Raw genomic sequence first — 25587 nt, forward strand, 5'->3', positions numbered from 1 at the left:
CCCTGATCGACAAATACGCCGAACTTTGGTTTATGAAAATTTTAGTTACAGGAGCAACAGGAAAGGTCGGGAGCAGGTTTGTTCCCCGCCTGATAGCCAAAGGATACGACGTTACCATATTAGTACGGGATGCGTCTAAGGCATTACCAGGAGCTAAAGTAGTGGTCGGCGACCTTTATGACCCAGGTACTTTGCCACAGGCGGTGGCAGGAATGAATGCGGTTATTCACTTAGCAGCCTTATTCCGGACATTTACCGACGATGAAGGCATTGTCAGAACCAATCATACCGGTACCGTAGCTTTGGCTCAGGCTGCCCTCGCAGCAGGCGTTAAACGCTTTGTATTTGTTAGTACGAGTAACGTCTACAGTTCAGGTTATGGCCATCCGGCAAAAGAGGACGATATCCTCAATATTAATGACCCCAGGGCTTATTCGTCCAGCAAGATAGCAGCTGAGCAAGCCTTGCTGAATATGGATCTTGATGTGCGCATACTTCGTTTGGGTTTTGTTTACGGCGATAACGACCCGCATATCGCGGAGATCATGCCGATATTAAAAAAGTGGGGACGCCACCCGGGTTCAAGAATGCACATGGTACATCACCTGGATGTTGCTCAAGGGCTATTTTTATTATTGCAGCAAGATGGTCTTAACGGGGAAATATTTAATATCGTGGATGACGCGCCCATTACTCTTTATGAACTGGCAGCGTCAGAAGGAAAAGAAAAAGAGATATTTGATCGTGTAGAGGGGCCGCTCGAGGATCCGTTCGAGGGGATTATAAACGCTGGGAAGATTAGAAAAATCGGTTTCAGGCCTTTGGTACCCAGCTTTTATGTAGCCAGAGATTTAGATATTTTGTGAATAAAAGGCCGCTTGCACTATCCGTTTCTGGAAAACTAAAATTGTAGCCGGCTTTATCAAAAGGTCGCTTTTAAATTTTCAACGGCCTCTAAGAGATGAATATGAATGCAACTATTGATATAGTTTGATTTATAAAATCTGATCTATTCATTGTTTGCTGATATCGAAATTCAAAGCAATATCAGGCCAACGTATAGTTGTCACGGTAAAACAGGACAAAGTGGAATTATTACCATTTTGCCCTGTTTTATTTTCTCCCCAACGCTTTGTCCGCTGTGTAATTATACTACCGCATCTTTGATGTGGTTAGTTCGAAATGAAGATTAATCTATTTCTATACTATCAATCGCCTTTTCCAACGCCTGCTCTTTTATTCCGGGAATTTTTACACCTTCGGCCCGGAAAACGGACAGATCGGTCATTCCCAGGAAACCAAGAAATGCTTTCAGATATGGCGCTACAAAGTCATTGGACTTTGAAGGTCCTTCCGAATATATGCCACCGGAAGACATTGCAACATAAACCTTTTTACCTGTTACCAGGCCGATAGGGCCGTTTTCCCCGTAACCGAAAGTTATTCCGGCCCTGGTGATATGGTCAATCCAGGCTTTTAAAGCGGTGTGTATCGTGAAATTATACAGCGGTGCGCCGATAACGATTATATCTGCTGCCAATAATTGCTGAACCGCCTCATCTGAATACCGGATGGATTCTTTCTCTTCGGCCGTCAGCTGATCCCCGGGTGTAAAGAAAGATCGCAACATACCGGGATTTACATGTGGAATTTCAAGATCAATTAAGTTTACTTCTTCGACCGTGCTATCCGGATATTTTTCCTGTATCTTTTCGACAATCGCGTTGCCTAACCTGATACTGTAAGACTGATTTCCCTGGAGACTTGAAATTAAATGAAGGATTCGTTTCATGAAAAAATTAATTAAATGTTTGCCATGGTTAATGATGGAGCTTGCTTGTAAGGAAACATCCGTCAAATGTTTTCCGGTTTATATCACCTATACTGCTTAACTGAGCCTGGCTCCTGATTTCATTGGCAAAGGTGACCCATATATCCTTTTAAAGGATAGCACTTACCCAAAGGAAAGGGCTTACTTACAGGAAAGGTGCTTATCTTTGCGGGTATGACACCTGATAAAATTCCGGGCAAAGAAGAATGCGCGGGTTCGCTCAAAAATGTTCTTGACGCATTGTATGTTCTTAATGGCAGATGGAGGCTTGCGGTAGTTTTAAGCCTTGTGCAAAAACCAAAACGATTCAACGAGATTCAAAACGCATTAAGCGGTATATCTCCCAAGGTATTGGCTAAGGAACTGAAAGATCTTGAATTGAATGAATTCATCAAACGGAATGTATATCCGACCACACCGGCGACTATTATCTACGAGGCCACTGAATATAGCCTGACTTTGAAAAATGTATTGCATGAACTTGATGCGTGGGGAAAACAACATCGCGAAAGAATCAGGCAAAGTATGCGCAGTGAAAATGCAGTAGCTGCTTTTTCGCTATAGGGTTCCTGTCGTATGTGTCAGCGGCCATTGTTAAATAAATTTGGGAAGATACAAATGAATTCGCTTATATCTTCCCAAATCAGGGCAGGAGGGGCCCTTTTGCTTTTTACCGGAATTACCCGTTGATTATTTTCCTGCCAGGTTGGTCCGGACCAGTTTTACAAAAACATCCGGCGTAACTACTTTTACATTAGCATGTAAACCATCAATAACAGTGCGGATAGCCGCCATGTTCTTTGTCCAGGTGTGGACAAATACCAGCGTATAACCGGCAGCGTTATATGGATCTGCGGGTCTTGCATTTATATTACTGATAACAGTGCCTTCTTCCTCCAGCCCTGCCCACAGGTTATCGCGTGCTTCAATTACCGGTTTGCCATTTGCTGCAAACTGAATACTCCCGCCCGGTGCTTCTCCGTAACCGGTATACATCAGTGCGTCAATATTTGTTTTAGCAAGATATTTATTCCAGATATCCATGCGGCCTAATGCGCCCTGATCCAGGATGTTGACGATATTCATATTGGTTTTTTCCATAAATGTATTCAGTCGTTCCAGATACTTATCGAGAGCCGCAGCAGGCATCCTGCTGGGAAAAGTATATCCGCTGTAACGTGAACTTCGTTCTCATAGTTTGTTTCTTGTAAATCAAACTAATTGATCGATTCTTTTTTTCTAATTTCTCCCCCTCAAATTTTTAAACAAGCCTTATGGACATTGGTACGTCTGCGTTTAGAAAAACGCTTACATAAGATTCCAGCAGGTACATGCTGCGATGCAAAGAGCACTGGAATTAATGAACATAAAAATCCATACTGTATTATACTGGCTGAAACAGGTACAGACATGAGCAAGTGGGAGAATGAAAAAAAAATTGTATCCTGCTGAACCTTTATCCCAATAATAAAATCACTGGCGGTAAAGTTAAAAGTAGCCGTTTGATTAGAAAGAAGAACCTTGCAGGGTTCGGGGATGTTGCTAATACGATGCACAAAAGTAACCATTGACTAGGAGATTATTTCCGAAGAATGAAGTCTAAAGGTGGCAATAAATATGCTATCACAGCAACAGCTAATAAACTGGCATCAATCTATTACAAGATGGTAAAATATAAAGCTGAATTTACTCCTATTGATATTGGGATTGTCAGGAGAAATACAAACAGGCTAAAATCGCTTACCTCGAACGAAAATTGAATCAATTGAAAAAGAAATGGCATTAAAAAAATACGCAAACGTTTGCGTGATAATTATTTGATTATTAAGGTTAGTTTCGAAAACAAGTTTACAGTGATTCAATCCCGATATTTTTTTAACCCAGGCAAATCTTTAATATTTCTTAACCCAGGCAAATCTTATTTTAATATTTTTTTTAACCCGAGCAAATCTTATTTTATCAATTAAACATTTGTTACTATGAAACAGTCTTTTATCAGGACATTACAGAACCGACTTCTGTTGGATAAAAAAATAGGTTGGATTTTGCTAAACATAATAATCGTTACAGTTAGCTGTAGTAAAAATAATGGCTATCCAGGAGAATCAATTAAAAATGAAAATACTGCCCAAGGGACTATTGTTACACCATTTGGTCGTATGGATGCATCCAAAGTAATGACACATCCGTCAACTGTAAATGTTGGTATATTTGGTGGCAGGTTACAAGAAAGAGATATTGTAAGTGGAAAAGTAGTAAAAGATTTGGGCGTAATAAAGAATGCAAGTACCATTTCACGGCCAGTACGAACAGAACAACTGGGCACAGGATACACATGTTACGCAGAAATTCCATTAACCGACACTATAAAATCTTTCAAGACAAAATGGGTAGTGCCGAATAGTCCAAAAACATCTAATTTCACTTTTTATTGGAATGGAATGGATGGAGGAGCTTTTGCTCAACCCGTGTTGCAATGGGAAAATGGTAGTTGGACCATTGCCAATTGGTATCTTTTAGGTGGCAGCTATCATCATGGGACATTTGTTGATGTAAACCCTGGAGATACGGTGCAAGGAATAATGGACCTTCTTTCGCACACCGATACCAGTTATACATATAAAATATATTTTAAAGGACATCCGGAAGCGGATCAAATTGTTACTTATCCTAAAAGATCAACGCTGGTATATGAGGTTTTAGAACCTACATACGGAGGTCCTGTGTTTGACACTTCCTCATATCTTCCACCAGACCCACTTATAAAAATGTACAATATAAATTTAACAACTGCAAAGAATAATATATCTACACTTAATTGGATTATTGGTGGTAACAAACTAAAAACGGCATCTGGAAAAAATTCTGTAGTAGTAAGTAATAGTGCAACAAATGGTGAAATAGATTTCTATTTCAGATAGGCCGATCTACCGGAACTTCTGCAGAAAAGTAGACATTTTTTTAAGAGGCTAAGCTTATTTGAAATAAGTAGGGATTTCCAATAGCCAATGAACGGGAGCAAATTATATGCCTACAATATCGTCGGCATATCTAATACTTAAATTCTTTAGGGGTTGTATCGTTAGATGCAGCCCCTTTTTTGTTTTGTAGCTAGCCATAGTTTTAAAAGACAAAAGTACCGAATATACGTATCCCTCCGGGCAAATACATCTTGCCAGAACGAGGTACTAGTTGTAACGTCCGAAGGAGAAGGGATAGCCTATCCCATCGCTGAAGGCTACAGGCAAGTGCTTTCCGATGGCACATTTGGGCAACACCTGTACATATTGCTATTGCATCCAGAGCCACAGATTCCATTTTTTGCGCTTGCCTCGGGCCCAACATTAATTGTTGGTTATGCAGATCATTTATTTTATTTTGATCAACTTTAGTATACGGTTTTTATCTCGGTAAATCAACTTAATAAAATAGGCCCCATCAGGTTGATTTGTTAAGTCAAATGCCTGATTAGTATTCCTGTTTGTATTATTATTGAAAGATTGGGAGATGATAAGCTTTCCTAATGAGTTATAGATGCTTACTTGCAGTAGGTTATCTGGATTCTGATTAAATGTCAGAATGACTGGACCATTTGTAGGATTGGGGCTTGCATTGACTTCCGGATCCTGCATAAATGTATTGTTTTCTTTATCAGCAACGCTAACGTTATCAATATAAATGTTGTTTTGTAAGTTTGAAATATTTCTAAAACGTAAATAGAATTTTGATCCGCGTACAACATTTGTAAGATCTACCGTATCTCTACGCCAATCGGCAGGAGTTGGAATAAAAGAAGTTGATAGTGCTGCTGCATGAGTTGTTAGTTGGCGGCCCCATTTCGTGTATACAACTTCTTCGGCAGTTGTACCTTCTCTGTTAACCAATATTTTTAAGGTATCCCACTTTTGGCTTCCAGCAGATAGAGCATTGGTCGCAGCGGCTGCTACGTCAAATGTTAGTAACACTGAGGTGGCTCCCATTGGATTTATTACTGGTGTTATCAGATCGTCAATTTGTCCGTAAGTTTGATAATCGTAGTTGTTTACCATCGCTGATGCGCTGCTACGATTTCCGATACTAGAATTACGTTCCCATGTGTAGTATTGGTCCGGGTTATATATATCCCAACCCGCAGGAGGGAAGCTGCTATTCTCGAACCCTTCGGTAAAAGGAAGACTTATTTCCGCATCGTAATGAAAATGATTACTTAGAGAATCATTTGTGGGATCACTATCAGGAACACCATTGGGTAATTGTGTATAGATTTTCAGATCATACGTGCCAATTTTAACTGTGGTAACCGGCAGATTTACAGTTATTTGCTGTGCGCTGGAAAGATTGCCGCTCCATTGTTGAGAAATTGGCGGTCCACCATTCAATGTATAGGTGATATATGCGCTGGTTAATGGGACGGTACCATTATTGCGTAATATTACGGCAGGTTGAACAAGACCACTATATATTCTTCCGGACGGTGAGGAAATGGATACCAAAGCAATATCGTTGTTAAGAGGAGTGAGGGGTGTACATCCTTTCGATGTTAAAAGTCCCTGGGTAACCATTTCAGCGACAAACCGCATCCTGTCAACCTGAAAGGTTGTAAATAGGCACATGCATGCGTCGTCGGAATAGTCCATATAGTTCATAAACATAATACCTGGTGGGTTGGGACTGCAGCTGTCAAGCTTAGGAAAGTCAGGGCAACCAAAAGTATAATTGCTTTCCAGCGGAGTATCATCAATACCGTCATCTTCAGTACAACCACCATCATCATCTGCCCAGGTATGTCTTAACCCAAAGTAGTGACCAATTTCATGTGTGGCTGTTCTGCCAAGGTTATAGGGACCTTTTGCACTGCCTGTTGTTCCAAAAGCGGTATATTGAATCACTACCCCTTCTTCTTCTGTCGGGTAACCGTTGCCGGGAGGAGTAGCCAGACCAAGAACATTATTGGACATATTGGTCACCCATATATTGAGATAGCTTTTTGAATCCCAGGCAGTAGACCCTCCATTGTCGTCGTACTTCAAGTCATTTTCGTATATGTTAAAGCTTTTGCCAGCTTCTGTTTTTATTCGAAGTATGCCATTGGTAGCCTTGTTGTCGGGAGTTCTTTGTGCCAGACAGAATTTTATCTGTGCATTTCCGATGATTGATTTCCACACGTTGGGAACTTGGGCAGTGTCAGCATTGGTTGCACAAAAGTCACGGTTAAGAACTTCCAGTTGTGATATTATCTGTTCATCAGTAACAATATTGGGGTTATCCAATACTACATGAACGACAACAGGAATAGTAACAAGGGAGCGGGCTTCAGGCGCTATTGAACTAAATTTATGCAGGCGTTGACCTATAAGTATTCTATTTTCGTTATCGATGAGTAGCTGTTTCAGATAGGGATGATCTTTTATTCTTTGTTGTAACGCACCATATGTACCACATTTACGCTGAGCTGCCGTTGGAACACAAAAAGATACAAGTATCAGGAAGACGATTAATGGGCGCATGGAAAGTAGATTTATTGTAATTAAGTTGATCTCCGACTGATTATTCTGAAATGCCCATATTATTTAGGATAAGTGAATTGAAGTAAATTGGGCTAATAATAATAGTTTTTTGGGTGTAATTATTAATTAAACTAGTTTAATTAATTGAAGAATATAAAGGGCGTACCTGAATCCTGGATACTATAACATAAACTGTATAAACATATTGACGTTTCGGCTAAAAAATCCACTCAAAGCCCTCGTATTTGCGTTTTAACGGAGGCTTTGAGTGGATTTTTTAGATATCTTTTAAAAGCAATTTAAAACAGCTTAGCTGCTGGAAAGAGGGTCCTGACATTTACATATTATTTGCTTGTGCATGAAAAGACCTATGAAGTGTATCCTTTACATTAACATTATGTGTATCAAATAATAAACTATCACGACGATTCCCATAATTCGCTTTTAACACATAATCAGTATCACTTTCCAGCATCATTTCTATCCTCCTTGAGGGAGGTTCTATTAAATAGCACCATCCAATGTTTCGGGTCTTATTAAAAAGATATACGCAGACTGTTCCTGGAGTATAGATATCTAACACTAAAGGAATACGTAAAGATGGAAGGGGAGTTGGGGGCATAGGAATATGAGGCCTGGAAAAACGATAAATGTCATCATCTCCTTTTCCTCCCTTCCGGTTAGAAGAAAGATAGCCATTTCCCTCTGCATCATGCACCATAAAAAAGTCATCTGCACTGGAATTAAATGGTGCCTTCAAATTAACCGGGGCAGACCAATGATCTTTATCCCCATAGCTAACAAAAAGATCATAACCACCTAACCCTGGATGACCTTTACTTGAAAAATGTAATTTTCCTTCATGATCTACCACTGGAAATGCTTCATCTTCAGGGGTATTTATTGCTGGTCCACAATTTCGGGGTATACCCCATGTATTGTCTGGCTGTCTCTCACAATACCATATGTCAATTCCTCCTATTCCGCCAGCTCTATCAGACGCAAAATAAAGGGTATTTTCATCCGGACTCAGATAAGCATGCCCCGTAGAACATTCCATTGAATTATATATAAATGGAATAGGAGTCTGCCATTTATTTCCCTTTTTCATAAAGATCTGCAATTCAAGCTTATGATTACCTAATCCAGACTTATCAGATTTCAAAGAGCGGGCAATACCTGGCCTTGTTACAGTAACGTAAGCCGTATTTCTATCTTTCGAAAAACAAACCGGTCCGATATGATAAGGATAGTTGTTAATTATATCGGAAAAGTCTTTCGTATAACCAAAATCCTTTGATCCTTTATCTATCACATATAATTTCAGGAAAGGTGTTTTGGTGCGTCCATAGGTTTTTCTGGAATTTTTAATATCCAACCTGTTTCCGCGTAAACTATCTGATACAAATACAATCTGATTTCCATACTGTATAGCTCCCCAGTCTGATTTACCCGAATTTATGCTTTCAATATTCACAAGTTTTACATCATTATACCCAGATAGCCAATTCTCCAAAGAATCGTACACTGCCAGACGCATCGTTACTTTGTCATTTCGATTTTTTGTCGAATACTGTTTGTATTGCTCCCTTGCCTTTTCAAAATCCCCCATACTTTTTAACATATCTCCATAAAAAAGCCAGTCATCTGCAGCCGCATCGGTGTGTTGTAAAGCTTCTCCGTACCAACGCGCAGAAAGTTCATACCTGTTAATTTCCCTATAACATGCAGCTAGTCTTTCCATCATCTTTACAGATCGTTTCTCCGGTGCATATTTTTTTAAGATTTTTTCGTAAAGCCCTGCAGCAATAGCATAATTGTACCGTAAAAAATGTGAATCAGCTTCTTTTACCAAAGAAGGTTGCTCCTGTCCATAAGACAGAGATGTGATCAACAAACAAAATATCAGTGGCTTCATTTTTATTAAACTTATTCTTAAATAATGTTCTATCATTTTTGCATATTATTTTAGAAATATCGGGGACTCGTTATTCGCGATTTATTCTTATTGCTATTAAAAAGATATCCTACAGATATTTCATGCGACCCTCGTTGCTGACCGGCCATCTTATTAAGGGAAAGATCATAGGAATATCCGATACGTAATTTGGAGTTAGTATAAAATTCCACGATAACACTAGCTGCATCCAATTGACTTAAATCAGGACTAAGCGCGGGCTTACCCCAAAAAGACACACCTGTACGATAAGAGCCTCCTATCCAGAGTTTTTCAGAAATGAGCAAAAAGGCATTTAAATCCATATTAGTTGGTCCTTTAAAGTCCTCTTTAATCATAATAGATGGCCTTAGTTTTAACTCTTCAGAAAGATTGATCAAATATCCGGTAGACAAATAAAAATGCTGCGTTTTTCGAATTGTTTGATAATTATACCCACCCAGGCTATAACGAGTATCATCTGTATACAAAGACAGCAAATCCATTATTGAAACACCCACATAAAATGAAGGGGTATAATAATAGACGCCAAAGCGTACATCTGGTATTATTTTAGATACCTTTTCAACTGGAATAGCCAAATCCTGATCATCCACATATTTGAGGCTTCCTCCGTCTATCGAATATTGAGTGATTCCTCCTCCTATTCCCAGGCATAAGCGTTTAGTATCATTTTCATCCAATGGAATCCTATAAGCATAAGAGCCATAGGCAGACAGTGATTCCTGAGGGCCTAACCTGTCAAACATTACCTGTGCTCCTAATCCTACCCTATTTTCGTTAGCATTTGTAAGTCCATCTATAGAAATTCCACCTGTTCTCGGTGCTCCGGGGAATCCTGCCCATTGATGTCTGTAAATTCCATTTAGGTACCAGTCACCTTTGTACCCTGCATAAGCCGGATTTACACTTAAACCATTAAATGCATACTGGCTAAATTGTATATTCTGCTGTGCAAGGATATTTCCAGAAAAGAAACTGGTTATAAGCAATACCATAAATAACAATTGCATTATTCTATTCCTCATAATTTTCATTTTTAATAAAACAAAACAGTATTATCTCAATAATTCAATCCATCCTTTATAGGGCTTAATTCCATCCGGCGTTTTAAGTTGCAGGAGGTAATAATAAGTGCCTTCGTTCAATCCTCTTCCATCCCACTCATTATTATAAGATTTAGAATTATAGACCTCATTTCCCCATCTGTTATAAATTATCAATCCTGAACCGGGATAACGGTCGATGCCAACAATTGTGAACTTATCATTTTTACCATCTCCGTTAGGGGTAAATACGTTTGGAATAAAGAACTTATACTCAACAAAAGGCACTGTTGATACTGCTACCGTTTGTTCAGGAACACGGAATCTCAGTTGATCTGGTGGTACCATGCCTGGTGGTAATTTCACTGATACCTTATTGACTACATTCTTTCCTGTAAAGTCTGCATCCATCCTACCGATAATAGTTAAAGTAATAGTAGTTCCCGGTGTAAAATAAACGTTCGTCCAGCTACCGGTATTTATGTCATACTGACCTTGATCCACCTTATAACTCTCCAAAATATAACCTGCGGGCAGTGATTCGATAACCTCAAAGATCTCGGTAGGCTCGATATTCGCCGGACCATTGTTCGTGACCTTTATAGTATAGTTTAAAGGTTTTCCTGCAATAGCTGTTTCTTCTGAGGCAGTTTTTGTTACACTTAACGCAGCAGTGCGTACAACCGGCACCGTTACCTCTGAAATTGTTGGCGGCAGCGGTGGCTGTCCGGGGCCTGGTGGAGGTGGCGATGCTATATTGAGTGGCAGTGTAACAGTTGCTTTATTAGTTAGGTTTGTTTCTTTGTATTCTGCGGCCACCTTACCAGTGATCATCAGTGTTACTGTTGCACCAGCTGGAAGAAATGCATTTGTCCAGCTACCATTTGATATGTTGTAGTTACCCTGGTCAACCTTATACCTTTCCACTACAAAACCCATCGGAATAGATTCTGTTACCTTAAAGACATCTTTGGATGTAATATTAGCAGGGCCATAGTTAGTTACCCGGATCGTATAGTTCAGCGGATTGCCTGCTATAGCGGTATCCTGGGAAGCTGTTTTAACAATGCCCAATGCAGCTACGCGGGTTACCGGTACTTTCACCTCTGAGCCGGTAGGAGGAGATACCTTACCAGGATCTGCCGGGGGAGGCAGTATACCGGGCGGCGGTATTACACTTACCTTGTTGATCATCTCCATGCCACTATAGGCGGCATCTACCTTACCGTTGAGTGTTAACGTTACGGTTGCTCCGGCAGGAAGATCGGCACCGGTCCAGTCGCCAGTTTTAAGATCATAGCTGCCTTGGTCGGCTTTATAACTTTCAACGATGTAGCCAGCCGGCAGGGTCTCTACTACTTTGAATGTTTCTTTGGCTGAAATGTTCCCCGGGCCATGGTTGGTTACCTTTATTATGTAGTTCAGCGCACTGCCTGCTGTAGCCTTTTTCTGGGAAGCTGTTTTAACAATGCCCAGTGCAGCTACGCGGGTTACCGGTACTTTTACCTCTGAGCTGGTAGGAGGAGATACCTTACCAGGATCTGCCGGGGGAGGCAGTATACCGGGCGGTGGTATCACATTTACCTTGTTGATCAGCTCCATGCCACTATAGGCGGCATCTACCTTACCGTTGAGCGTTAACGTCACGGTTGCTCCGGCAGGAAGATCGGCACCGGTCCAGTCGCCTGTTTTAAGATCATAGCTGCCGCGGTCGGCTTTGTAACTTTCAACGATGTAGCCAGCCGGCAGGGTCTCTACTACTTTGAATGTTTCTTTGGCTGAAATGTTCCCCGGGCCATGGTTGGTTACCTTTATTATGTAGTTCAGCGGACTACCTGCTGTAGCTTTTTCCATGGAAGCTGTTTTAACAATGCCCAGTGCGGCTACGCGGGTTACCGGTACTTTCACCTCTGAGCCGGTAGGAGGAGATACCTTACCAGGATCTGCCGGGGGAGGCAGTATACCGGGCGGTGGTATCACATTTACCTTGTTGATCAGCTCCATACCACTATAGGCGGCATCTACCTTACCGTTGAGCGTTAATGTCACCGTTGCTCCGGCAGGAAGATCGGCACCGGTCCAGTCGCCAGTTTTAAGATCATAGCTGCCACGGTCGGCTTTGTAACTTTCAACGATATAACCAGCCGGCAGGGTCTCTACTACTTTGAATGTTTCTTTGGCTGATATGTTCCCCGGGCCATAGTTGGTTACCTTTATTACGTAGTTCAGCGGACTACCTGCTGTAGCTTTTTCCTGGGAAGCTGTTTTAACAATACCCAATGCGGCTACGCGGGTTACCGGTACTTTCACCTCTGAGCTGGTAGGAGGAGATACCTTACCAGGATCTGCCGGGGGAGGCAGTATACCGGGCGGTGGTATCACACTTACCTTGTTGATCAGCTCCATGCCACTATAGGCGGCATCTACCTTACCGTTGAGCGTTAACGTCACGGTTGCTCCGGCAGGAAGATCGGCACCGGTCCAGTCGCCTGTTTTAAGATCATAGCTGCCACGGTCGGCTTTGTAACTTTCAACGATATAACCAGCCGGCAGGGTCTCTACTACTTTGAATGTTTCTTTGGCTGAAATGTTCCCCGGGCCATGGTTGGTTACCTTTATTATGTAGTTCAGCGGACTACCTGCTGTAGCTTTTTCCATGGAAGCTGTTTTAACAATGCCCAGTGCGGCTACGCGGGTTACCGGTACTTTCACCTCTGAGCCGGTAGGAGGAGATACCTTACCAGGATCTGCCGGGGGAGGCAGTATACCGGGCGGTGGTATCACATTTACCTTGTTGATCAGCTCCATACCACTATAGGCGGCATCTACCTTACCGTTGAGCGTTAATGTCACCGTTGCTCCGGCAGGAAGATCGGCACCGGTCCAGTCGCCAGTTTTAAGATCATAGCTGCCACGGTCGGCTTTGTAACTTTCAACGATATAACCAGCCGGCAGGGTCTCTACTACTTTGAATGTTTCTTTGGCTGAAATGTTCCCCGGTCCATGGTTGGTTACCTTTATTATGTAGTTCAGCGGACTACCTGCTGTAGCTTTTTCCGTGGAAGCTGTTTTAACAATGCCCAATGCAGCTACGCGGGTTACCGGTACTTTCACCTCTGAGCTGGTAGGAGGAGATACCTTATCAGGATCTGCCGGGGGAGGCATGATACCGGGCGGCGGTATCACACTTACCTTGTTGATCAGCTCCATGCCACTATAGGCAGCATCTACCTTACCGTTGAGTGTTAATGTCACCGTTGTTCCGGCAGGAAGATCGGCACCGGTCCAGTCGCCAGTTTTAAGATTATAGCTGCCGCGGTCGGCTTTATAACTTTCAACGATGTAGCCAGCCGGCAGGGTCTCTACTACTTTGAATGTTTCTTTGGCTGAAATGTTCCCCGGTCCATGGTTGGTTACCCGGATCGTATAGTTCAGCGGACTACCTGCTGTAGCTTTTTCCATGGAAGCTGTTTTAACAATGCCCAATGCAGCTACGCGGGTTACCGGTACTTTCACCTCTGAGCTGGTAGGAGGAGATACCTTATCAGGATCTGCCGGGGGAGGCAGTATACCGGGCGGCGGTATCACACTTACCTTGTTGATCAGCTCCATGCCACTATAGGCGGCATCTACCTTACCGTTGAGTGTTAACGTCACGGTTGCTCCGGCAGGAAGATCGGCACCGGTCCATTCGCCTGTTTTAAGATCATAGCTGCCTTGGTCTGCTTTATAACTTTCAACGATGTAACCAGCCGGCAAGGTCTCTACTACTTTGAATGTTTCTTTGGCTGAAATGTTCCCCGGTCCATGGTTGGTTACGCGGATCGTATAGTTCAGCGCACTACCTGCTGTAGCTTTTTCCTGGGAAGCTGTTTTAACAATACCCAATGCAGCTACGCGGGTTACCGGTACTTTCACCTCTGAGCTGGTAGGAGGAGATACCTTACCAGGATCTGCCGGGGGAGGCAGTATACCGGGCGGTGGTATCACACTTACCTTGTTGATCAGCTCCATGCCACTATAGGCAGCATCTACCTTACCGTTGAGTGTTAACGTCACGGTTGCTCCGGCAGGAAGATCGGCACCGGTCCAGTCGCCTGTTTTAAGATCATAGCTGCCGCGGTCGGCTTTATAACTTTCAACGATGTAGCCAGCCGGCAGGGTTTCTACTACTTTGAATGTTTCTTTGGCTGATATGTTCCCCGGTCCATGGTTGGTTACGCGGATCGTATAGTTCAGCGCACTACCTGCTGTAGCTTTTTCCTGGGAAGCTGTTTTAACAATACCCAATGCAGCTACGCGGGTTACCGGTACTTTCACCTCTGAGCTGGTAGGAGGAGATACCTTACCAGGATCTGCCGGGGGAGGCAGTATACCGGGCGGCGGTATCACACTTACCTTGTTGATCAGCTCCATGCCACTATAGGCGGCATCTACCTTACCGTTGAGTGTTAACGTCACGGTTGCTCCGGCAGGAAGATCGGCACCGGTCCAGTCGCCAGTTTTAAGATCATAGCTGCCGCGGTCGGCTTTATAACTTTCAACGATGTAACCAGCCGGCAAGGTCTCTACTACTTTGAATGTTTCTTTGGCTGATATGTTCCCCGGTCCATGGTTGGTTACCCGGATCGTATAGTTCAGCGGACTACCTGCTGTAGCCTTTTCCTGGGAAGCTGTTTTAACAATGCCCAATGCGGCTACGCGGGTTACGGGTACTTTCACCTCTGAGCTGGTAGGAGGAGATACCTTATCAGGATCTGCCGGAGGAGGCAGTATACCGGGCGGCGGTATCACATTTACCTTGTTGATCAGCTCCATGCCACTATAGGCGGCATCTACCTTACCGTTGAGTGTTAACGTCACCGTTGCTCCGGCAGGAAGATCGGCACCAGTCCAGTCGCCAGTTTTAAGATCATAGCTGCCGCGGTCGGCTTTGTAACTTTCAACGATGTAGCCAGCCGGCAGGGTCTCTACTACTTTGAATGTTTCTTTGGCTGAAATGTTCCCCGGGCCATGGTTGGTTACCTTTATGATGTAGTTCAGCGGACTACCTGCTGTAGCCTTTTCCAGGGAAGCTGTTTTAACAATGCCCAATGCAGCTACGCGGGTTACCGGTACTTTCACCTCTGAGCCGGTAGGAGGAGATACCTTACCAGGATCTGCCGGGGGAGGCAGTATACCGGGCGGCGGTATCACATTTACCTTGTTGATCAGCTCCATGCCACTATAGGCAGCATCTACCTTACCGTTGAGTGTTAACGTCACGGTTGCTCCGGCAGGAAGATCGGCACCGGTCCAGTCGCCAGTTTTAAGATCATAGCTGCCTTGGTCGACTTTATAGCTTTCAACGATGTAGCCAGCCGGCAGGGTCTCTACTACTTTGAATGTTTCTTTGGCTGATATGTTCCCCGGGCCATGGTTGGTTACCCGGATCGTATAGTTCAGCGCACTACCTGCTGTAGCCTTTTCCAGGGAAGCTGTTTTAACCACTCCAAGGCGAGCCATAACTACGTCATATTTGAGCGTAATGCTGTCTTTTGCCATACAGCTTCCATTTGTAACAGACCAAACGACCACCACATTTGTATTTGGCTGGAGATTAATGCTTGTGTTGGGAGATAATAAATCCTTAATAACTGCATTACTGCCATCAGGCAATATCCATTTCCCTATTCCTGGTCCCGGATCATTTGCCTTTAACATGAACACACCCAAATTGCCGTTTGATTGTATCGGAGTTTCTATAGAAGCTGTAACCCGCTTACTATCTACCGATACAGTTGTCTCTTTTATATTGTTACATTTAAGCCCTTTACACTCTGCTTCCGGATCCGTTGGTGCTACAGGGTCGCTATTTGTAGCATCGGGGTCGTTGACATCTGCCGGCCGTAAAATGCTTGCCTTAAGAGGAAGGCTTCCATTGGAAGGGCCTTCTTTCACTTTTCCAGAAATAGTAAAGCTAAATACGTCTTGATTCGCCATATTCAGCGAAGCCGTAAACTCCGTAGAGTTTAGATTTATATCAAATATTGCGGAATTATCACCTGGCTTTGGCAGGGTGGATGGGTCGACTTCAAACTCAGTTGGAATACTAATTTTAAGTTTTGCCCCTCTTGTATTGCTGGGCCCATTGTTCCTAACTACAACTTTAAATGTAATAGGAGTTCCCACACAAACTTTTTTAGCAGAAGGTTCAATACTTACAATTTCCAAATCTGCCTGTTGTAGGATCATTGGCACTTTACTAATCAGTGGATCACCGAAGACATACGTCCAGGAGTCCAATCCCTTCTCATTACCAAATCCTCTATCCTCGAAAGTTGGGCGGCCCCACTTATGGCCATCTTCCAAACTGTTTACCCCTTCAGTATTAATCTGTGGGGAACTTGGAATCGAACTTCCTTCACTGTTAATCGGCGAATCATCCCAATAAATTGTACTCTCCGGACTTTTATCGCCATTGATACGGGTAATTTTAATTCCATTAGGATTATTCTCAACATCAATTAATGGAAAATGCACTTCTCCTCCGAATAAAGTAATTTTCACCACTCCTGGTGAAGCAACAACTGTTGGAGCTACAGGTTTACCCAAACCATCCAGGCCATCCCAGCTAATTGAATTTTCCCCTTCAATCGCGCTCCCCTTTAATTTTCTATCAATCTTATCGGTATAAATTCCATTCTTATCAATATCTATTGCTATTTCATAAGAGCCGCTTATATTAGCCACAAACTTGATAAAACTTGTCAATGGCCACGTACCGGCACTTCCCTTTGTTCCTTCAACGCCTTCAAATTTAAAATCAGCTGCCTTAGGAGCCATTGGTTTAACTAACATCCATGTTTGAAAACCATCTGGTGTTTTTGCCAAAGCGGGGAGATCTGCCGCTGGCGCATTAAGGAAAAGTTTATGCGTTGTATTAGTAGCATCATCTGGTTTTGTCGGATCATGTACATTCAACGCCCTGATATCTGTTACGCTTAAATAAGATGGGGCGCCTGTTTTAGAATTAATAAATCCTTTATTGTTTACAAAAAAAACGAATCCCTTCCCCATAAACCCATTAGCGTCTACAGTATATTGATATCCATCTTTTGTTAACACATAAAACAGCGCATTAAATCCACCATTACCTGTATATCCGCAAAAAAGGTTTAAATATACCCTTCCTGTCAAAAACCTGCTATCACTAACGTCCCGTACTGTTACATCAAAAGCGGCTATGTATGGAGATCTGGTATCTTGATCCGTGTTCCATTTCCATTCTTTATCAGCCGAAATAGTACCCAAATTACTAGCCCCTGGAGATGAGCCAATCATAGGTGATATAAAATCAATTTCCCAGATACCTTCCTGTTCTGAATTCACAGTAACTATGTACGGATTATACTTAGTTTTGTCCGGACCATTGGTTTGATTATTTGGGCCATTCATTTCCTGCGTTCGGTTTTCAATACGCCCGATTATGGATTTGCTACCTGTTCCACTATTTCCGGTAGAACCATCAGGGGCCCGCCAAACAATAGTCCCATTACCCAGTCCTTGTGCGCTCGATCCCATATAAATTTTCTCGCCGGCTTTAGCATACACTTTGACTGTTCCAGAATATCTGAATGGATATGATTTGGTGTCAAGAGTCGGGCCACTTGCCAGAAATGCTCTGGTTCCACCACGGGACACCAGATCTTTACTACCTTCGGCATTAACACCTAACGATAAAAATACCAATACTACAGAGAGAATAAGGAGTTGAATACTTTTAAGCATATAAGTTTTCATTTGGATATTAAGTCTTGTCGATTTTACAGAACACAAGGGTATATACATCGATACAAACGATGCAAAATTGACGATTCAGTTTTTGGAAGACCAGAAGGATTTTGATCAATACATTGAACTTAATGCCACTACTTCTAAATATTGAAGATTAGACAATTCACTCAGGTCACTGAAAACCATTAAAGACAGAAGAAGATTAAGAATGCAAAATATTTAATGCTCGATTTTGGAAATGCTGTATTTAAATTATTAAATGGTGTCAAATGAGGAATTCCAATTTAACGGCTAATAACCATCAGATTGAGCAATTAATATGCTCAAAAAGCTGTTTCCAGTCTATATGCATTAGGGTTCTATACGGGCTACCAACTTTAAAATACATTAATAGGTTATCACAACAATCAACGGGATTATAACATCAACTAAGCATTAATTAACGATAATATGGAGTGAAATTATTTTGTTTTATTTTAAAATTCATTAAACTTGTTTAATAAATAATAGTTCGGTAGTTTTTTAAACGGTCATAGAACCGACATTAAGACATCTGGATTATAATTGTTTTATTGAGCTGCTGGAGGCGCTGTTGAAGCAGGGGCAGGAGAAAAATTCGCTGAAGCGTAATTAGTACCTTTAGTAATATTACGAAAGCGTAGTAAATACCCTTCAACAACCATACCCCAGCTTTTTTACAACCTTAATAACCCTTATATTTAAATCTCCTTAAGACAAAATAAAAGTTAACCAATTACAAATCAAATGAAGTACTGTTTATCTCTATGCCTGCTGCTCACAGCTGCCGGCCTTCGCGCACAAAACATATTTCCGTCCACAGGTCCTGTTGGCATTGGAACCAATACACCGTCTGCCAAAGCATTACTGCATATTCATGGTGGGAATCTGAAATTAACTAATCCAGGTCCTTATCCCTTTGGAGTGAATATCGACGTTACAACTACTTCAGGAGCCTGGGCCCGCGAATTCAGCCTCTCTGCCAAAGAAACTGGTAAGTTAGCCTCATTCGGAGCTTACGGCGGTGCAGATAGCCTGATCTATGCATATATCGGCGGTAACACCACGGCGGATATTGCTTATGCCGCTCCCTGGATGGTTTTCAGACCTGATGGGAATGTAGGCATCGGTACCATGAATACTTATACCCGGCTCTCTGTGAATGGGGGCGTTACCATTCTGTCACCGGTTAATTCCGGTAACCCGCGCCCACCGGTATCTGCAGGCACCATCACCGGCGAAATAAGGGGAACCAGCCCGGGCTGGTATGCAGGCGACGACGGCTTTCTCCGGCTAAGCGCCGGAGGCGGAACTTACACAGGGACTAAATCGTATATAGACTTATCTGGTTACACCGTTAACCAACCCGACCGTTATGAAAATATAGTAATGGGTACCGCCGGGGCGGAAAGGTTGCGTATTGCAGCGAATGGGAATGTTGGCATCGGTACAGATAACCCCACCGTAAAACTGGCCGTAAACGGCGATATCAAGGCAAAGCGGGTAAAGGTGACTACTACCGACTGGCCCGATTATGTTTTTCACCCATCTTATCCATTGCCGGGTTTAATGGAAGTGGCAGAATTTATTGATGCGCATCAGCATTTGCCCGGTGTGCCTTCCCAGGCGGAAGTACAACGGGAAGGCAGCGTGGATGTAGGCGCTATGAATGAGATCCTTCTTAAAAAGATAGAAGAGCTTACACTTTATATGATCGAACTGAAAAGGGAGAACATGTCTTTAACAAACCGGCTGCAACAACTGGAATCAACACGCCGTTAATATTAAAACAGCCTTGTAATATTTATTACAAGGCTGTTTTAATAAATATCAGCTCCGCTTCCCGCCACGGGTTATTAAAAAAATGATCAGGCCCACCACCACTGCTACGGCTAATATACCGGTCCAAACGCCCGCTTTAAAAATTCCGCCTATCACTTCACAACTACTGAGTAAAAGTACAAGGCACGACAGTAACAAATAAGTGAGGTTCTTCATATCGTTCAGTTTTAATGTTATATATCAACAGACATATCCTGTACCAAAATATATTTGCAAGTGTCAGAATAATTAACAAGCTTTAGCAGATCAACCAGAACAGTATGAATTCAGGGAAAGCCTTCAAACAGGGGCTACGCGTGGTGGCTTCCGGTTCCTCACTTTGGGGACTCTTTCTACAAGGTGACCGCCACGCTTTCGCCGAAATATACGATGCCCACATCGATGACCTCTTTCACTATGGCATGCATTTCTGCCAGGACAAGGAAAGGGTGAAGGACTGTTTGCAGGACCTGTTCCAGGATCTGTGGATCAGCAGAGAACACCTTACCCCCAATATCGGGAATGTACGCTATTACCTTATCAGCAGCCTGAGAAGACGGCTGCTCCGCGCTTTGCGGAAAGACCGCCGCTATCTGCACCGTGAATCATGGGAAGCATTTGAATTTGAATGCACGCTTCCCCTCGAACATCAACTAATCCAGCACGAAACTGCCGAAGAACAGAAGCGCCTTCTCCAGCAAGCCCTCAGCAACCTGTCGAGGCGCCAGCGTGAAGCCATCTATCTCCGCTTTTTCCAGAACCTGAACTATAATGAAGTGGCCGATATCATGTCTATGCAGGTCGATTCTGTATATAACACCATCTCCAAAGCTATTGGCATCCTTAAAAAAAATCTCCCCCTGCCGCTCCTGTTGCTGTTTTTAGGGAAATAGAAAAAATATTTTTAAAAAAGTGATGAGATTTTCATCATTACCTGCTCTTTAAGTAAAAGCACGTTCTCTTGGCCTCCAGTAATTATTTATCATACACCGCCCGGGAGTTCGCGATGGATGAGGACTTCCAGCAATGGGTACTGCACCCGGAGCAAAGGAATGTGTTCTGGGAATCATGGCTCAGGCAACACCCGGAAAAAGAACCCGTCATCAGCAACGCCAGGCAACTCGTGCAAAGCATCCGCTTCCGCGATTACCCGCTGCCCGCAACGGATAAGGAACAGTTGTGGGATGCAGTGCTGAACGGGCTGGGAGAGGAGAACGAAGAAGAAGTGGTACCTGTACGCCAGCCATACCGAAGGAGCGCCTGGAAATACGCTGCCGCGGTAATTACCGGCATACTGCTGGCCGGCGCCTGGTGGTGGTGGAAGCCCGCACCGGAGCAACCCACTATCCTCAGCACTTTCACCCGGCTGGGAGAAACCAGGACCCTGCTGCTGCCCGATAGCTCGGAAGTAACGCTGAATGCCGACTCCCGGCTGCTGTATGCCGTTACCGGAACAGGCCGGCGTGAAGTATGGCTCGACGGGGAAGCCTTTTTTCATGTAAAACATACCGCTTCCCACCAGCATTTTATTGTACATACCTACGATCACCTGGATGTGGAAGTATTGGGAACACAGTTCAATGTAAACAGCAGTGGTAAAGAAATAGTAGTGGTATTGCAAAAGGGAAGTATCCTGCTGAATATCGGTGAAAACAATACGGGTAAAGCTGCAGCGCTGTACCTGCAACCCGGGGAAATGCTGCGGTATAACAAACAGGATGGAGATTATACCAAGAAAAGCGTAGATGCCGTAAACTATACCTCCTGGCACACCGGCCGCTTAATAATGAATGATTTTACATTGCTGGATGCCGCCGTTTTTATGGAGCAGGTGTTTGGTAAAAAACTGATCATACGAGACACACAATTATTGAATTATAAAGTATCAGGCTCAATGCCTATCATTTATGACGCCGATACCATGATGACACAGCTGGGCAAGGTTTTCCGTATGCAATTCAACCAAAGAGGCGATGAAGTCTGGATCCATAAGCCGTAAAGCTCGCCGCTCAATTTTATAGATGTCTTATTCCTAATCGTTAAAACCTGTTCAACATGAAAAAAGGTTTACGTGTTTTGCTGATGCAAGCATTGGCCCTGTATTTTCTGTCCCAAACGGTATCAGCCCAGGAAGCGGCTGTTGCCATCAACGAGCCGGCTCTCCCCGAAACCGGCAACAGTGCGGAAGCACAACCCGATGAATCTTCCCTGAAAACTGTTCTTCATCTTATCGAAGAACACTTCAGTGTATCTATCGCCTATAAAAGCAACCTGGTTAAAAATAAAAAGATACAGCTGTCAGTCGCCTCGTGCCAGTCGCCCGAAGAAGCGCTGGGTAAAGCATTGACGCCTTTTAACCTGCACTTCGAAAAAGTAAGGGAGCACTTCTATATGGTCACTGAAAAAACACCTGTTCCCACCCCTGCAGAACCTGGCACTGTACAACAGCAGCACCCTGTAAAAGGTGTGGTACGGGATGAAAAAGGTAACCCCGTAGCTGGTGTAACCGTTCGTATTGCCGGTACCAGTATCGGCACGGTTACCAATGCAGATGGTTCATATACTATTGCTGCGCCGGGAAGAAGCACTGATGAACTGGACATCACCTATATTGGTTATGAAGCACAACGTATACCCGTTGGCGGTAGAGCGCTCATTAATGTTACCATGAAGGAAGGCTCCAGCGCGTTGAACGAGATAGTAGTCACAGGTTATACTACCCAAAAGAAGAAAGACCTTACAGGCTCCGTAGCCGTAGTGAATATAGATAACCTGAAAAAACAGCCCTCCGGCCAGGTAACGGAACAGCTGCAGGGACAGGCATCCGGTGTTACTGTAATAGGTTCCGGTCAGCCCGGAGAATCCCCGCAGATCCGTATCCGCGGTGTAAATACCTTTGGCGCCAACTCTCCCCTGTATGTTGTGGACGGTGTGCCAACCACCGATATTGCAGATCTCAATCCCAACGATGTAGCCAGCCTGCAGGTGTTAAAAGATGCCGGCGCTGCTTCCATCTATGGTTCCCGTGCGTCCAACGGGGTGATCATCATCACCACCCGCCGCGGTTCCGGCAAAGTAAAAGTAGCCTACGATGGTTACTACGGCCGCCAGTATCCGAAGAACGGTAATGTGTGGAATACCCTCAACCCGCAGGAGCAGGCCGACCTGAGATGGCTGGCATATAAGAACTCCGGACTGGATCCGGGAACCGCCCTCTATGGCAATGGTACAAAACCCGTAATACCGGATTATATCCTGCCATCGGGCGCTATGGAAGGCGATCCCTCCGTTGATCCATCTCTCTATTATGTAAATCCAAATTATACGGACCTGGATGACTATAACAGTTTCTACCAGATCTCAAGGGCCAACAAAGCAGGGACCAACTGGTATCGCGAAGTATTCCGCCCGGCGCCCATTACCAGCCACAATGTAGCGGTGAGCGGGGGCGGCGATAAAGGTAACTATCTCTTCTCCCTGAATTATTTTAATCAGCAAGGTACTTTGATGAACACTTACCTGAGAAGGTATACCGTTCGCTCTAACACACAGTATAACATTACACCGGGTATCAGGGTAGGAGAGAATCTTGCTTTTTCCATGTCAGAAAATCCTTCGGTAGATATCAATACATCGGATGCCGCTATTGGTCATGCTATGCGCGAGCAAAGCATTATACCGGTATATGATATCAAAGGCAACTTTGCAGGTTCCGCCGGCGACGCCCTGGGAGACGCTTTTAACCCGGTGGCCATGCAATACCGCACCCGCAATAATAAAGGACTGAATACCCGTTTGTTTGGTAATGTATATGGAGAAGTAGACTTCCTCCGGCATTTTACCCTCCGCACCAGCTTTGGTGGAGAAGTTGCTTCCGGCTGGTCGCACTCCTTCCTGTTCCCGCAATATGAGAACAAGGAAAACTCTACCAGCAATTCTTATACAGAAGGTTCCACCAATTCACATAGCTGGACATGGACCAACACGCTTACCTATCACCAGACGTTCAATAATAAACATGATCTGAAAGTAATTGCCGGTACGGAATCGTTCGATAGCCGCCGCCGCGCAGTGGGAGGTACTACCAAAGACTACTTTACTTTTGATGATTACTTCCCCGATCTCAGCACAGGAACCGGTACACAAACCAATTACAGCAACCGCGAATCTGAAGGCCTGTTCTCTATCCTTGGCCGCATTGATTATGCGTTTATGGACAAGTATCTTTTGAGCGCTACCTTACGCCGCGATGGCTCTTCCAAATTTGTGAACGACCATTACGGTACTTTCCCTGCAATTACAGCAGGGTGGCGTATTTCACAGGAAGAATTTATGAAGAAGATCAGCTGGATCACCGACCTAAAGATCCGTGGCGGATGGGGCATCATGGGCAACCAGCTTAACCTCAGCGTTAACAACGGCTACTTCCTGTATGGAGGCAACCGCAACTCTTCCTATTATGATCTGGCAGGGGTTAATAATGGCCTCAACGCAGGTTTTGCAGGTACGCAGATCGGTAACCCCGATGCCAAGTGGGAAAGCGATGTGAATGCCAATATCGGTATTGATGCCAGCCTGTTTAACGGGCAGCTCGATTTCTCTGCCGACTACTACCGCAAAGATATTAAAGACCTCCTGTACAATCCTGAACTGCCCGGCCTTGCCGGTACCGGCGCCCAGCCTTTTGTGAACATCGCCCGCATGAAAAATGAAGGATTCGATTTCTCTATAGGCTGGCATAAAAATATCAATAAGGATCTGCAACTGAACATCAGCGGTACACTCACCACTTACAAAAACAAGATCGTGAAAATTGCCGATGGGGTGGATTATTTTGACAGCGACAGTCGCCGCTTTGATGGTAGTAACATTATCCGCAATGCAGTTGGTCAACCCGTTTCCTCTTTCTTTGGTTATAAAGTAATAGGCTTCTGGAATGATGAAGCTGAAATTGAAACAGCAGACAAACAGGCACAGAAAGTAACCAATACACCGGATGCCATTTACCAGGAAGGTGAAGGGCTGGGCCGCTTCCGCTACCAGGATGTAAACGGCGATGGTATCATTACTCCCGACGACCGTACTTTCCTCGGTAATCCTAACCCTGATTTCTCCTATGGTATCAATCTCGGTGTTACCTACAAAGGATTTGATTTCAGCATCTTCCTGTTTGGAACGCATGGTAACCAGATCTGGAATAACGTGCGCTGGTGGCGTGATTTCTACCCGTCTTTTGAAAGTGCAAAAAGTAAAACAGCCCTGTATGATTCGTGGAGGCCGGATCATCATAACGCCACAGCGCCTATCCAGGAAGTGGACGGATCTACCAGCACACAGGGAGTGCCCAACTCATACATGGTGGAGAACGGCGCTTATCTGCGTGCAAAAAATATGCAGCTTGGGTATACCTTTCCCACTAAACTACTGTCAGGCATACACGTAGAAAAGCTGCGCGTTTATATCCAGGCGGCGAATGTATTCACTATTACAAAATACTCGGGGCTGGATCCTGAAATTGGTGGTTCTGACATCACCGATTTTGGCGTAGACGAAGGCGCCTATCCCAATCAGCGCCAGTTCCTCATTGGCATTAACCTGGGTTTCTAATAATTGCTCAATTTAAAAAACAGG

Annotated in this window: 13 protein-coding genes and 1 pseudogene; 7 read left to right on the top strand and 7 right to left on the bottom strand. The window is 43.9% G+C overall.

What is annotated here, in order from left to right; all coding sequences use genetic code 11:
- Positions 1-32 precede the first annotated feature (32 nt).
- Positions 33-866 carry an NAD-dependent epimerase/dehydratase family protein gene (locus ABIE50_RS15740; protein ID WP_209867431.1) on the top strand — a complete coding sequence of 278 codons (834 nt, stop codon included), beginning with the start codon at positions 33-35 and terminating at the stop codon, positions 864-866.
- Positions 867-1189: 323 nt separating this feature from the next.
- Here ABIE50_RS15740 and ABIE50_RS15745 read toward each other — a convergent pair whose 3' ends face one another.
- Positions 1190-1792: an FMN-dependent NADH-azoreductase gene (locus tag ABIE50_RS15745; protein ID WP_209867432.1), complete on the bottom strand. Its 603-nt coding sequence runs from the start codon at positions 1790-1792 to the stop codon at positions 1190-1192.
- A gap of 213 nt (positions 1793-2005) precedes the next feature.
- Between ABIE50_RS15745 and ABIE50_RS15750 the strand changes: the two genes are divergently transcribed.
- Positions 2006-2395: a winged helix-turn-helix transcriptional regulator gene (locus ABIE50_RS15750; protein WP_209867434.1), complete on the top strand. Its 390-nt coding sequence runs from the start codon at positions 2006-2008 to the stop codon at positions 2393-2395.
- Between the two features lie 126 nt (positions 2396-2521).
- Here the strand turns inward: ABIE50_RS15750 and ABIE50_RS15755 are convergent.
- A pseudogene (locus ABIE50_RS15755) lies at positions 2522-2989 on the bottom strand (hypothetical protein); the annotation flags it as partial.
- 821 nt (positions 2990-3810) lie between these two features.
- On the opposite strand from ABIE50_RS15755, the gene ABIE50_RS15760 reads away from it, so the two are divergent.
- On the top strand, positions 3811-4752 hold the full coding sequence (locus ABIE50_RS15760; RefSeq protein WP_209867438.1) for a hypothetical protein: 942 nt from the start codon (positions 3811-3813) through the stop codon (positions 4750-4752).
- A 447-nt stretch (positions 4753-5199) separates the two neighbouring features.
- On the opposite strand, the gene ABIE50_RS15765 is transcribed toward ABIE50_RS15760, so the two are convergent.
- From ABIE50_RS15765 to ABIE50_RS15780, 4 genes are all read right to left on the bottom strand, one after another.
- On the bottom strand, positions 5200-7338 hold the full coding sequence (locus tag ABIE50_RS15765) for a M43 family zinc metalloprotease (protein WP_209867440.1): 2139 nt from the start codon (positions 7336-7338) through the stop codon (positions 5200-5202).
- A gap of 337 nt (positions 7339-7675) precedes the next feature.
- Positions 7676-9292 carry a tetratricopeptide repeat protein gene (locus ABIE50_RS15770; protein ID WP_209867441.1) on the bottom strand — a complete coding sequence of 539 codons (1617 nt, stop codon included), beginning with the start codon at positions 9290-9292 and terminating at the stop codon, positions 7676-7678.
- Positions 9293-9306: 14 nt separating this feature from the next.
- Entirely contained in the window at positions 9307-10323 is a 1017-nt protein-coding gene (locus ABIE50_RS15775) for a PorP/SprF family type IX secretion system membrane protein (RefSeq protein ID WP_209867443.1), read from the bottom strand.
- Positions 10324-10353: 30 nt separating this feature from the next.
- Entirely contained in the window at positions 10354-17448 is a 7095-nt protein-coding gene (locus ABIE50_RS15780; RefSeq protein WP_354028038.1) for a T9SS type B sorting domain-containing protein, read from the bottom strand.
- A 1434-nt stretch (positions 17449-18882) separates the two neighbouring features.
- Between ABIE50_RS15780 and ABIE50_RS15785 the strand changes: the two genes are divergently transcribed.
- Positions 18883-19917, top strand: coding sequence for a hypothetical protein (locus ABIE50_RS15785; RefSeq protein WP_209867219.1), 1035 nt, complete (start codon positions 18883-18885; stop codon positions 19915-19917).
- A gap of 48 nt (positions 19918-19965) precedes the next feature.
- On the opposite strand, the gene ABIE50_RS15790 is transcribed toward ABIE50_RS15785, so the two are convergent.
- Positions 19966-20133, bottom strand: a complete 168-nt coding sequence (locus ABIE50_RS15790) for a phosphatidate cytidylyltransferase (protein ID WP_209867221.1) — start codon at positions 20131-20133, stop codon at positions 19966-19968.
- Positions 20134-20237: 104 nt separating this feature from the next.
- Between ABIE50_RS15790 and ABIE50_RS15795 the strand changes: the two genes are divergently transcribed.
- From ABIE50_RS15795 to ABIE50_RS15805, 3 genes are all read left to right on the top strand, one after another.
- Positions 20238-20849 carry an RNA polymerase sigma factor gene (locus tag ABIE50_RS15795; protein ID WP_209867223.1) on the top strand — a complete coding sequence of 204 codons (612 nt, stop codon included), beginning with the start codon at positions 20238-20240 and terminating at the stop codon, positions 20847-20849.
- 68 nt (positions 20850-20917) lie between these two features.
- Positions 20918-21955 carry a FecR family protein gene (locus ABIE50_RS15800; RefSeq protein ID WP_209867224.1) on the top strand — a complete coding sequence of 346 codons (1038 nt, stop codon included), beginning with the start codon at positions 20918-20920 and terminating at the stop codon, positions 21953-21955.
- Positions 21956-22011: 56 nt separating this feature from the next.
- Positions 22012-25563 (top strand): SusC/RagA family TonB-linked outer membrane protein, encoded by a 3552-nt coding sequence (locus tag ABIE50_RS15805; protein WP_209867226.1) that lies wholly within the window; start codon positions 22012-22014, stop codon positions 25561-25563.
- Positions 25564-25587: the final 24 nt, after the last annotated feature.

This window comes from Chitinophaga sp. OAE865 (genome assembly GCF_040546735.1).
Classification (GTDB): Bacteria; Bacteroidota; Bacteroidia; order Chitinophagales; family Chitinophagaceae; genus Chitinophaga; species Chitinophaga polysaccharea_A.

Coding starts and splice junctions, on each gene's coding strand:
- ABIE50_RS15740 (WP_209867431.1), top strand. CDS start 33: ATGAAAATTTTAGTTACAGGAGCAACAGGAAAGGTCGGGAGCAGGTTT.
- ABIE50_RS15745 (WP_209867432.1), bottom strand. CDS start 1,792: ATGAAACGAATCCTTCATTTAATTTCAAGTCTCCAGGGAAATCAGTCT.
- ABIE50_RS15750 (WP_209867434.1), top strand. CDS start 2,006: ATGACACCTGATAAAATTCCGGGCAAAGAAGAATGCGCGGGTTCGCTC.
- ABIE50_RS15760 (WP_209867438.1), top strand. CDS start 3,811: ATGAAACAGTCTTTTATCAGGACATTACAGAACCGACTTCTGTTGGAT.
- ABIE50_RS15765 (WP_209867440.1), bottom strand. CDS start 7,338: ATGCGCCCATTAATCGTCTTCCTGATACTTGTATCTTTTTGTGTTCCA.
- ABIE50_RS15770 (WP_209867441.1), bottom strand. CDS start 9,292: ATGATAGAACATTATTTAAGAATAAGTTTAATAAAAATGAAGCCACTG.
- ABIE50_RS15775 (WP_209867443.1), bottom strand. CDS start 10,323: ATGAGGAATAGAATAATGCAATTGTTATTTATGGTATTGCTTATAACC.
- ABIE50_RS15785 (WP_209867219.1), top strand. CDS start 18,883: ATGAAGTACTGTTTATCTCTATGCCTGCTGCTCACAGCTGCCGGCCTT.
- ABIE50_RS15790 (WP_209867221.1), bottom strand. CDS start 20,133: ATGAAGAACCTCACTTATTTGTTACTGTCGTGCCTTGTACTTTTACTC.
- ABIE50_RS15795 (WP_209867223.1), top strand. CDS start 20,238: ATGAATTCAGGGAAAGCCTTCAAACAGGGGCTACGCGTGGTGGCTTCC.
- ABIE50_RS15805 (WP_209867226.1), top strand. CDS start 22,012: ATGAAAAAAGGTTTACGTGTTTTGCTGATGCAAGCATTGGCCCTGTAT.